General features: G+C 63.4%; 8 protein-coding genes. 3 read left to right on the top strand and 5 right to left on the bottom strand.

Annotated elements, in window-relative coordinates:
- Nucleotides 1-221: 221 nt before the first annotated feature.
- Nucleotides 222-1,046: an AraC family transcriptional regulator gene (locus ACUXV1_RS12200; protein ID WP_446015501.1), complete on the bottom strand. Its 825-nt coding sequence runs from the start codon at nucleotides 1,044-1,046 to the stop codon at nucleotides 222-224.
- 136 nt (nucleotides 1,047-1,182) lie between these two features.
- On the opposite strand from ACUXV1_RS12200, the gene ACUXV1_RS12195 reads away from it, so the two are divergent.
- Complete coding sequence (locus ACUXV1_RS12195; protein WP_446015500.1) at nucleotides 1,183-2,385, top strand: FAD-dependent oxidoreductase; 1,203 nt, start codon at nucleotides 1,183-1,185, stop codon at nucleotides 2,383-2,385.
- Between the two features lie 36 nt (nucleotides 2,386-2,421).
- Here ACUXV1_RS12195 and ACUXV1_RS12190 read toward each other — a convergent pair whose 3' ends face one another.
- The 3 genes from ACUXV1_RS12190 to ACUXV1_RS12180 form a co-directional block, all read right to left on the bottom strand.
- A complete protein-coding gene (locus tag ACUXV1_RS12190; protein ID WP_446015499.1) occupies nucleotides 2,422-4,095 on the bottom strand; it encodes a GMC oxidoreductase in 1,674 nt (557 codons plus the stop codon).
- A 582-nt stretch (nucleotides 4,096-4,677) separates the two neighbouring features.
- Nucleotides 4,678-5,247, bottom strand: a complete 570-nt coding sequence (locus tag ACUXV1_RS12185) for a GNAT family N-acetyltransferase (RefSeq protein WP_446015498.1) — start codon at nucleotides 5,245-5,247, stop codon at nucleotides 4,678-4,680.
- A 532-nt stretch (nucleotides 5,248-5,779) separates the two neighbouring features.
- Nucleotides 5,780-6,004: a hypothetical protein gene (locus tag ACUXV1_RS12180; protein WP_162788090.1), complete on the bottom strand. Its 225-nt coding sequence runs from the start codon at nucleotides 6,002-6,004 to the stop codon at nucleotides 5,780-5,782.
- Here ACUXV1_RS12180 and ACUXV1_RS12175 point away from each other — a divergent pair.
- Entirely contained in the window at nucleotides 5,994-7,568 is a 1,575-nt protein-coding gene (locus ACUXV1_RS12175) for a YadA family autotransporter adhesin (protein ID WP_446015497.1), read from the top strand. The genes ACUXV1_RS12180 and ACUXV1_RS12175 overlap by 11 nt on opposite strands.
- 43 nt (nucleotides 7,569-7,611) lie before the next feature.
- Nucleotides 7,612-8,046: an outer membrane protein assembly factor BamE gene (locus tag ACUXV1_RS12170; RefSeq protein ID WP_446015496.1), complete on the top strand. Its 435-nt coding sequence runs from the start codon at nucleotides 7,612-7,614 to the stop codon at nucleotides 8,044-8,046.
- A 146-nt stretch (nucleotides 8,047-8,192) separates the two neighbouring features.
- On the opposite strand, the gene katG is transcribed toward ACUXV1_RS12170, so the two are convergent.
- On the bottom strand, nucleotides 8,193-10,403 hold the full coding sequence (gene katG, locus ACUXV1_RS12165) for a catalase/peroxidase HPI (RefSeq protein WP_446015495.1): 2,211 nt from the start codon (nucleotides 10,401-10,403) through the stop codon (nucleotides 8,193-8,195).
- Between the last annotated feature and the right edge of the window lie 245 nt (nucleotides 10,404-10,648).

Here is a 10,648-nt window from a genome sequence, read left to right as displayed (position 1 = left end):
TCGCGAGACTTTGAACAGGCTCTTAGAGAGCGTGTTTCAAGAGGTTGGTGCGTTATATCGGAGTAAAAATAGATAGGAAGTTTCGATAGAAACGGGTCAAGGCTGGTCGGGCATGTGCTCTTGCTTAGACCCGCTAACAACACCCCTGATCCTGCGTTGCGCCTCCTTGTCGTACCACTTGTACTGCCTGCGTCGGCGTGCCTTTCCCAGCCAACCTCTCGTCAGGTGGGCGCTTGCCGCGCGAAAAAGCGCGCCGGCGAATCGCCGAAGGCGCGCCGGAACATCGCGATGAAGTTGCTGGGCGAGGCGTAACCCAACTCGTCCGACACCGCGGCCACGGCGACGCCGCGCGCCAGCATTTCCATGCCGCGTATCAGCAGCGCTTGTTGCCGCCACTGTCCAAAACTCATACCGGTATGCGCTTGGATATGGCGGCGCAGGGTGCGTGGCGACATTGTCGCCGCGTCCGCGCAGTCGGCCAGCGTGTATTTGCCGCCCGGCTCGGTTAGCAGGCGGCGGGCCAGCTCCGTGATGCGCGGATGCTCAGGTATCGGCAGGCAGAGCGCCTCCTGCGGCGCTTGCCGCAACTCGTCCAGCAGCACCGCGGCGATGCGCTCCTGTTCTGGCCGCCATGACGAATAATCCGTCCACGTCACCGCGCGGCGCACTGCGGCGCGCATCAGTTCTGTGATCGCCACCACCTGCGCTTGCGGGCTCAGCATCCGGCTCCAGTCCGGGCTTAACAGCAGGCTCCAGCCGGTCAGCGCGCCGCTGACGCGCACCCGATGCGGCACGCCGGGCGGAATCCAGCCGGCGCGGTGAGGCGGCAGAACCCAGGCGCCGCGCGGGGTGCGGATTTGGATCAGGCCGGTGTCCACGCACAGCAGTTGCCCGCGGGCATGGCTGTGCCAAGCGTATTCGCGGCTGCCCAGCCGGTAGTCGCTGTCTTCTTTATCGTTGCCGGGCACGGCGATCAGCGGCGGACCGCCGGTCCATTCGCTGAGGTCCGTTCCGTCTTTCGGCGGAGTGACGACGATATTGGCCATTTTTCACTATTTATTGGCAAAACAGCGTTATAGCAGCTTTGGCGGCGGGGCGCACAATCACCGGCAAGGGCCTGGACGGCCGCCAGTGCCGCGGCGGTTCAGGCCGGGTGTCCACATGAAAAGCAAAGGAGAAGCGATGCAATCCCTACGCATTGGCATCGTCGGCGCCGGCTTGGGCGGGTTGTGCCTGGCTCAGGGCCTGGCGCGCGCCGGCGTCGCCGCCACGTTGTTTGAACGCGATCACGCTGCGGACAGCCGCTGGCAAGGTTATCGGCTGCGTATCGATGGCGACGGCCAGCAGGCGTTGAGGCGGGTCTTGACGCCGAGGCAGTTCGAGTTGTTCCGTCAAAGCTGCTCGCTGGGCGGCGACGATTGTTTCATCGACCCGCAACTGCGAGTTTGGTCGGAGCGGAAGCCGGCGCATTGGCGACCGTCGGCGCAGGACGGCGACGCGGCGGAGCGCGACCTGAGCGCCAACCGCCAGACGCTGCGGGAAATCCTGGCCAGTGGCCTGGATGAACAAATCCATTGGGGCCATGCGTTGCGCGGTTTTAGGGAAACGCGCAGCGGTTTGTTGCTGGACTTCGAGGATGAGCCCGAGTTCGAGGTGGATGTGCTGATCGCCGCGGACGGGGTGGCCTCCACGGTGCGCCGGCAATTGGTTCCGGACGGGGAGCCGGAGGACGAGGGCGCCGTGGTGCTCTATGGTGTCACGCCTCGGGACGCCTTGCCGGCCGAGGCGTCGACGTCGGAGCTGGGACAGGGCGTCTGCGTGGTGTTCGGCGACGGCCTGACGGCGGTGATCGAGGCGATGCGCTTTCGCGCGCCCTTGCCGGAACTGGCTCGGCGGATGGCGCCGGAAGTGAAGCTGAGCGCGATGCCGGATTACTGGTATTGGGCCTGCGTGGCGAGGGCCGAGGACTTGGGCGGGGCCTTGCCGGATGAGCGCCTGAGCGGCGTGGCGTTGCGGGCGCGGGTCCAACAGGCGACGCGCGGTTGGCATCCGCGTTTGCAGGCCGTTTTCGCGCATGGCGATCCGCGTTGCCTGGGTGCGCGTCCTATCCGGATGGCCGCCGAGGTGCCGGTATGGCGCTGCGAGCGGGTGGCCATATTGGGCGACGCGGCGCACGCGATGAGTCCGGCCGGAGGCCTGGGAGCCAATACCGCTCTTTGCGACGGCGCGGCACTGGCGGGCGTCTTGGCGTCTGCGAGCACGGTGGCCGAGGCGGAGGCGGCCCTGCGCGCCTGGGAGCGGGACATGCGGCGGCGGGCTGAACGCGCTTTGCGGATGTCGCGCGAGGGCAGCGCGCGCTTGCTGCAAAGGTCTGGCTTAGCGTGAGGCTCGGCCGCCGCCATGGCTTGGCGGCGGCGGGCCTTACTTTCCGTTTTTGATGATGTGCTCGATGTTGCGCTCGGCCAGCGCGGTGATGGTCAACGAGGGGTTGGCCGCGCCGGCGCTGCCGGGAAGCAAGGCGCCGTCCATCACATACAGGCCGGGATGGCCGATGACGCGGCCCCAGGCGTCGGTGGCTTTGCCGATCACCGCGCCGCCCAGCGGATGCGCGGTCCAGTTTAGTCCGGTGACGCCGGCTATGATCCCCGGAAAACCCGGAACGGTGCCGGTGGCCGCGGCGATTTTGTCGTTCACCGTCTTGGCGGCGGCCACGCTGTCGCGGTTGCCGTTCTGCGGCCAGTTCAGCACCACACGGTCCGTGGCCGGGTTATAGCTGAAATGCCCGCGATTGCTTTGATCGAAGGCCATGCCCAGCGATCCGATCACCGTGCTCAAATCCAGCGGCAAGCCCGGCACGTACCAGTTTTCCAGAGTGAGCGGCTGCCCGCTGTTTGGATCGTGGATGCGGGAGGCGCTGGGGGTGCCCTGGGTGGCCAGCGACTGCGTGCTGAAGCTGCGCGTGACGATGGTGTCGCCGTTGCTGCCCCAGCCTTGGCCGATGTGTTCGTTGAGATTGCGCAAAGTGCCTTGAGCCCGGGCCTTGACCAGCAGTTCCGAGCTGCCGATAGAGCCGGCGGCGAGAAAGAGCCGGTCGCAGTTGAGGCGGTAGCGGTCCAGTTGCCGGCCGTCGGGCGCGCGCTTGACGACGTCAACCTCGTAGCGGCTGCCGTCCCAGGCGATGCTGAGCACCTCATGGCCGGGATAGATGGCGGCGCGGCCGGTGGCTTGGGCCTGGGCCAGGTAGTTTTGGTTGAGGTCGAACTTGGCGCCGTTGGAGTTGCCGTGGTTGGACAAGCCCACGGTGGCGGAGGGCGTGGATTGCCAGCGCAGTTCCTGGCGGATCACGTCCCAGTTGAAAATGGAATCGTTGGCCGTGGTGGCGTAGCCGGCCTTGCGCACTTGGGCGTCCCAGACGCGGGAATGGTGGAAGGGCTTGCTGTTGTAGATGTCGGTCGGCATGGAGTCCAAGCGCAGCATTTGCCGGACCCTGGGGTAGTAGGTCTTGTTCATCTCCTCATAACCGACCCAGTTGCCGAACAGGGCTTCGAAATAGCGTTGCTCCGGCTGAATCATCACCCCGGTGAACACCACCGATCCCCCGCCGACGCAGGCGCCGCGCCAGACATTCATATTTGGGTAGTCGGTTGAGTCCAACACGCCGCCGAAGGAGTCGAAGTACGTGGTCACGCCTATCAGCATCTTGGCCTGGCGCCGGTGCCAGAACGCGCGTCCGTCCGGCAGGGTGTCGTTGGAGAAGATGTCGCGCCGAGGCCCATTGGGCCAGCGATGGCCGCGTTCCAGCACCGTGACCTGCAGGCCGGCCTGTGCCAGGCGCAGCGCGGAGACGGCGCCGCCAAAGCCGGAACCTATCACCAGGTTGGGGGTGTAGGCGGGAGGGCGCGGCACGGTTTGGAATAGTTCGGGAATCAGCCGCTGGTACTTGGCCAGCTGGAGCGCGTCCGTGCCGATGAAGGCCGATGAGGACGCCGGCAGCATCAGGCCGGCGGCGCCCGCGCCCGCGCCCAGCAAGAGCTGGCGACGGTTCAACTGCGCGGCGAGCGGGGAAGGTTGTTCATTATCCGGGGAGTAAGCCATGGGATCGCTCTTTCATGTTTAAGAACCTGTTCACGATCTGCTGCGCGTTGTGAAGCGTTACACGGCGAGTACCCTTTCGAAATGTTCATGGAACACTTGGCCATTCCGCTTTCTCAATGGTTTTCGCCTTGCCTCTCCCTTGGCGCGAAGTTTTGTACAGGCTCAAGGAGGCCATTACGGCCAAACAGTTTGCTTATTAAGTAAGCGGTAAGATTTTTGTCTGACAATGCGGGGAGGCGATACTGTCATTTGTGACAGATATTTAAATGACATTAAATCATTTTATGAAAAACTGATTTGATGGAGAAAAGAGCCGCGGCGTCAGGGATGGCAGCCACTGCTTGCCGAGCTGGCCATGCACGGCACGCAGGCCGGCTTTGTTGATTTGCTAAGAACCCGTTCAAAGTCTGCTGCGCTTCGCGAAGCGTTGCACGGTGAGTACGCGCTCAAAATGCTCATGTACCACTCGACCATAAAAAGCGGGCAGCGTCATCGGAGTTCCGCCATCTCCAACATGCAAAGCCGTGTGTGAGGAAAAGAAGGGCGCTCAATCACACGAGCAGGCCGTATCGATGCGGATAGCTAAATAAAATCAACAGCCTGTGCGGTCAGCACCAGTTCCAGCTGGCAGTCGAAAGGCTCCAGCGCCAGTTGCGGCGCGTGCAGCCAGCGGGCGGGCGCGCAGCCGCAGGCCTCGTAGAAGGCGACGGTTTCAACGGCGGAGTGCGAGGAGATGTAGAGCGCGTCCGCGCCCAGTTCGCGGCCGGCTGCGGCGCAGGCGGCCAGCAGTGCGCGGCCCAGGCCCCGGCCTCGCCAGCGGCGGTCCACTTGCAGCTCTTTCAGTTGCCGGTAGCCGCCGTCCGGGCCTAGGACTTGAGGGTCTATGGCGGCGAAGCCGGCCAGGTGGCCATCGATTTCCAAGGCAAAGACCACGCCGGCAGCGGCGATGCGCGCCAGTTCCAACGCCAACTCGCGCCGTTCCGTTGGCGACCAGTCATCAATGAAGGGCTCGGCCACGCTTTGCCGGCCATCGGCTCCGGCGCGGTAGACCATGCGGACGTCCTGACGGCGCTGGAAGGCATCCAGCCAGTTGGGGGAGATGTCGTGCGGGCTTAGCCGGCGGATGGGCGGTGTAGATGGGCGGATGGACATGGCTTGGATGAGGGAAGCTAGAACGGAATTATCTCAGAACCTGTTTACGATCGGCTATGTGTCGGCGAAACAGCGTTAAAAACAAGCTCAAAATGCTCATGCACCACGTATACATTCTGCTTTTTCGCTCGCTTTCGCCTTGCTCGCGAGAATGCTCAGAACGGCGCGTCGAGCGCTGGAGCCGGATAGTTTTGACCTAGGCTAGAGATCCGGCGTGTGGCGTTTGGATATTCTATTTGAATTTCATTATCAGCAATTTTGATTGATAGCTAAAACGAATTAATTAATTCGATTATTTCAATTTTCACAGATATTAACAGAATGTTAGGATTCATAAAAATCAAAGGCATAGCGTGATCCTGGCCGCGCCGAAGAGGGACTTTTCATGTACTCGTCCTTCTCGAGCGCGGTTTGTCGTGAACGGAGTGCCTGGATGCAGAGACAAGCTAGCGCCGCCGGCGGAGCCCCGCCGCGCCCCTGGACCGAACCGTGGTCGGCCATGGGTTTCAGGCCGGAATGCGCGTATTTGCGCTTATCCCGCCGGAAACCTGGAGCTGGCGGCGCGCTTGCCTGCAAAGACTTGCCTTGGGTGAATTCCATCAATCTTGAAGAATGTGGTCTGTGAAATGAGTAACAAAGTATCTGCAGCAAAGAGTTTGTCCTTGTCTTCCTTGGCGTTGAGCGCAATTGGCTTGGCCGTGGCCTGTTCCTGGTCCGCCTTGGCGAGCGCCGACACGATCTCCGGCGTGGGCAGCAATAATGTCTACGGCGCGGGTTCGGTGGATCCGGGGGTGGCGACCAATAGCAATAACTCGATTTATGGCGTGGGCGCCGGCAGCAATATGACTGGCACCAATAACTCGGCGTTCGGCGCCGCCGCCGGCGTGAATGTGAACGGCGGCTACAACACCTCGATCGGCCAGAACGCCGGCACCCGCGTACAAGGCAACAATAACGCCTTCATGGGAAACGACTCCGGCTATAACGTTACCGGCGATGCCAACGTCGGCACCGGCATCAACACCATCCGCAACGTTACCGGCACCGGCAACACCGGCAGCGGGGCTAACTCGGCTCAGGACATCCAGGGCGATTTCAACTCCGGCTTGGGCAACAACTCCAATCGCAATGTGACCGGTAGCTACAACACCAGCAGCGGCACCTTCTCCGGCTGGAACATCAACGGCAGCAACAATACCGCCAACGGCTCCTACGCCGGCTCCAATGTCAGCGGCAGCAACAATGCCGCTGTGGGTGTTTCCGCCGGCCGCGGCGTGACCGGCAACGGCAACTTCGCCGCCGGCAGCCAGGCCGGCCAGAACGTGTCCGGCAGCAATAACGTGGCCATCGGCAACAATGCGGGCGCCAACATCAACGCCAGCAATGCGGTGGCGGTGGGCAACAACGCCGCGGCCACAGCCAACAATGCGTTGGCGATAGGCAGCAATGCCCTGGCCGGTAACGCCAACGACGTCGCCTTGGGCGCCAACAGCCGGACCGCGGCGGCCAATCCCACCGCCAGCGGCGTGGTGGACGGCGTGACTTACAACTATGCCGGCGCGGCGCCTTCCAGCGTGGTGAGCGTGGGCAGCGCGGGCAATGAGCGTCAAATCAGCAATGTCGCCGCCGGCCGGGTGAGCGGGACCAGCACGGACGCGGTCAACGGCAGCCAGCTGAACGCGACCAACCAGGCGGTGCAGCGCGTGAGCGCCAAAGTGGACAAGGCGGGCGCGGGAACCGCGGCCGCCTTGGGCGGCGGCGCGTCCTACAACGCTCAAACCGGGGCGGTGAGCGGCCCGGACTACACCGTTTACGGCAAGACCGTGAACAATGTCGGCGATGCGATCGATCGTCTGCAGAAAAGCGGACCGGTGCAGTATTCCGACCCCTCCGGCCGGACAACGACGACGACCGCCGGCAACGACGTCACCTTGGTGGGCGGGGACGGGGGCAGACCGGTGACCATTCACAATGTGGCGGCCGGCGCACAGGGCACGGACGCGGTGAATGTGGATCAGCTGAATGCGGCCAACTTCAACAATCAGCAGCAATTCAAGCAGCTCCGGTCCGATCTGTCCGATACGCGCCGCGACGCGTTCGGCGCCGCCGCCGGCGCGATGGCCATGGCCGGTCTGCCGCAGGCCTTCTTGCCCGGCAAAAACATGTTGGCCGTGGCCACGGCCACCACCGGCGGCGAGTCCGCCATTGCGGTGGGGCTGTCCTCGTTGTCCGACAACGGCCGCTGGGTGGTGAAGTTCTCCGGTTCCACCAATACCCGTGGTCAAGGCGGCGCCAGCCTGGGCGCGGGCTTCCAGTGGTAAGCGGGACACAAGATCAATCAGCTGATATTGAATGAGATAGATGATGAAAAAACCGATATTCGGCGGTTCTCTCCGCTACCTGTTGCTGGCGGCCGCCGGCGCGGCCTTGATGGGCTGCGGCACCAGCCGCCTGAGCAAGATCACAGACGACGGCCATCTGGCCGAGCAGGCCAGCCCGACATGGCCCAGCCTTGAACACAATGGCTGGCAGCCGGAAGGCAGCGTTCCCAACCTCGAAAATTTGGCCAAGGTCCAGCAGGGATTGAGCAAGGAACAGGTTTACGGCCTGATCGGCCGCCCGCACTTCGCGGAAGGCATGGTGGGCGTGCGTGAGTGGGATTATGTGTTGAACCTGAGCCCCAAGGGCGGCGAGCAAGCCCGGGTTTGCCAGTACAAACTGTTGTTCGACAAGCGGATGAAGGTGGCCTCGGTGATCTGGCGACAGGAGTCCTGCGCCGAGATCACCGCCGGGGTCTGAATCCAGCGCGACGCCCGGAGCCGAGCGAAATGAAACGAACCGCCTTCACCGGCGGTTCGTTTTTTCATGCGCGCAGCAGCGGGGCCAGGCCCTAAAAAAGCGCGGTCCAGATGGACCGCGCTTTGTTTGCCGACGGTGAACCGTGCTTATTTCAGATCGAAACGGTCCAGGTTCATCACCTTGTTCCAGGCGGCGACAAAGTCGCGGACAAACTTGGGCTGCGCGTCGTTTTGCGCATAGACCTCGGCCAGCGCCCGCAACTGCGAGTTGGAGCCGAACACCAAGTCAACGCGGCTGCCGGTCCACTTGAGCTGGCCGGTTTTGCGATCGCGGCCTTCGTACAACTCGCCGGCGCTCGAGGTGGGCTGCCAGGCCACGCCCATATCCAGCAGGTTGACGAAGAAGTCGTTGCTCAATACACCCGGACGGCTAGTAAACACGCCGTGAGGCGCATTGTCGACGTTGGCGCCCAGCACGCGCAGGCCGCCCACCAGCACCGTCATTTCCGGCGCGCTCAGCGTCAGCAGCTGCGCCTTATCCACCAGCAGCGCTTCCGCCGGCAAAGAGTAGGCTTGCTTCTGGTAGTTGCGGAAACCGTCCGCCTGTGGCTCCAGCACGCTGAAGGATTCCACATCGGTCTGTTCCTGGCTGGCGTCGGTCCGGCCCGGCGCAAACGGCACGCTGATGTTGTGGCCGCCGGCCTTGGCGGCGGCTTCCACCGCTGCGCAGCCGGCCAGCACGATCAGGTCGGCCAGCGACACTTGCTTGCCGTCGCTCTGAGCGGCGTTGAAGTCCTGACGAATGGCCTCCAGCGTTTTCAGCACGCGGGCCAGTTGCGCCGGCTGGTTCACCGCCCAGTCTTTTTGCGGAGCCAGGCGGATGCGGGCGCCGTTGGCGCCGCCGCGCTTGTCCGATCCACGGAAGCTGGAGGCGGAGGCCCAGGCGGTGGACACCAGTTCGCTGACGGACAGGCCGGAGGCTAGTACTTTGGCCTTGAGCGCGGCGATGTCTGCGTCGTCGATCTGCGGTTGACAGGCCGCCGGCACCGGGTCTTGCCAGATCAGATCCTCGGCCGGCACTTCCGGGCCCAGGTAACGGGTCTTGGGGCCCATGTCGCGGTGAGTCAGCTTGAACCAGGCGCGGGCGAAGGCGTCGGCGAAAGCGGCCGGGTTTTGATGGAAGCGGCGGGCGATCGGCTCGTAGATCGGGTCGAAGCGCAGCGACATATCAGCGGTGGTCATCATCGGCGGGTGTTTTTTCGCCGGGTTGTGAGCGTCCGGGATCAGGTGTTCCGGCTTGACGTTCTTGGCCACCCACTGGTGGGCGCCGGCCGGGCTCTTGGTCAGTTCCCAGTCGTAGCCGAACAGCATGTCGAAATAGCCGTTGTCCCATTGCGTCGGGTTGGGTTTCCACGCGCCCTCGATGCCGCTGGTGGTGGTGTATTCGCCCTTGCCGTCGCCAAAGCGGTTGATCCAGCCCAGGCCTTGCGCTTCCAGCGGCGCGGCTTCCGGTTCCGGGCCCACCAGCGCCGGGTCGCCTGCGCCGTGGGCCTTGCCGAAGGTATGGCCGCCGGCCACCAGAGCCACGGTTTCCTCGTCGTTCATCGCCATGCGGGCGAAGGTTTCGCGCACGTCGCGGCCGGATGCCAGCGGGTCCGGATTGCCGTCCGGGCCTTCCGGGTTCACGTAGATCAGGCCCATCTGCACCGCGGCCAGCGGATTCTCCAGCTGGCGGTCGCCGGAGTAGCGGCTGTTGGCCTCGTTGCTGGTGGCCAGCCATTTGGTTTCCGCGCCCCAATAGACGTCTTCTTCCGGCTGCCAGATGTCCTGACGGCCTCCGCCGAAACCAAAGGTTTTAAAGCCCATGGACTCCAGCGCCACGTTGCCGGCCAGGATCATCAGATCGGCCCAGGAGATCTGGTTGCCGTACTTTTGCTTGATCGGCCACAGCAGACGGCGCGCCTTATCCAGGTTGCCGTTGTCAGGCCAGCTGTTGAGCGGAGCGAAGCGCTGGTTGCCGGTGCTCGCGCCGCCGCGGCCATCGGCGGTACGGTAGGTGCCGGCGTCGTGCCAGGCCATGCGGATGAACAGGCCGCCGTAATGGCCCCAGTCAGCCGGCCACCAGTCCTGGGAGGTGGTCATCAGCGCTTTAAGATCGCTTTTCAGCGCGGCGTAGTCCAGCTGTTGGAAGGCGGCGGGGTAATCGAAGTCCGGCTCCAGCGGATTGGAGGCCGGCGCGTGTTGATGCAGGATGTTGAGATTGAGCTGGTTGGGCCACCAGTCGCGGTTGGATTGGGCGTTCACGACAGCCGGATTGCCGACGGTTTGGTGGAATGGGCACTTGGACGCGCTACTCATGACAGACTCCTTAGGTCAAGGTGTTCAATGACTTGCTGGGATCAGCTTAGTGAAGCTTGGAGTCGGAAGCCATTGAGCAATTTCAATCAGCCCTATGGCTTCCGTCAATCAATCATGCTTTGGTGATAGTTAGTTCATTAGGCGCGCCACATAGTTCCTGGGCTGGAGAGTTAACTGCCTGCTCAAGTCGCGTTCAGGGTTTAGAACCTGTTTACGATCCGCTGCGTATTGGCGATACGGCGCTG

Source organism: Chromobacterium sp. W521 (assembly GCF_052805975.1).
This window is presented reverse-complemented; position numbering and strand designations above follow the sequence as displayed.

Bases quoted from the DNA above. Each gene is read 5' to 3' on its own strand.
- ACUXV1_RS12200 (WP_446015501.1), bottom strand. From the start codon at position 1,046: ATGGCCAATATCGTCGTCACTCCGCCGAAAGACGGAACGGACCTCAGC.
- ACUXV1_RS12195 (WP_446015500.1), top strand. From the start codon at position 1,183: ATGCAATCCCTACGCATTGGCATCGTCGGCGCCGGCTTGGGCGGGTTG.
- ACUXV1_RS12190 (WP_446015499.1), bottom strand. From the start codon at position 4,095: ATGGCTTACTCCCCGGATAATGAACAACCTTCCCCGCTCGCCGCGCAG.
- ACUXV1_RS12185 (WP_446015498.1), bottom strand. From the start codon at position 5,247: ATGTCCATCCGCCCATCTACACCGCCCATCCGCCGGCTAAGCCCGCAC.
- ACUXV1_RS12170 (WP_446015496.1), top strand. From the start codon at position 7,612: ATGAAAAAACCGATATTCGGCGGTTCTCTCCGCTACCTGTTGCTGGCG.
- katG (WP_446015495.1), bottom strand. From the start codon at position 10,403: ATGAGTAGCGCGTCCAAGTGCCCATTCCACCAAACCGTCGGCAATCCG.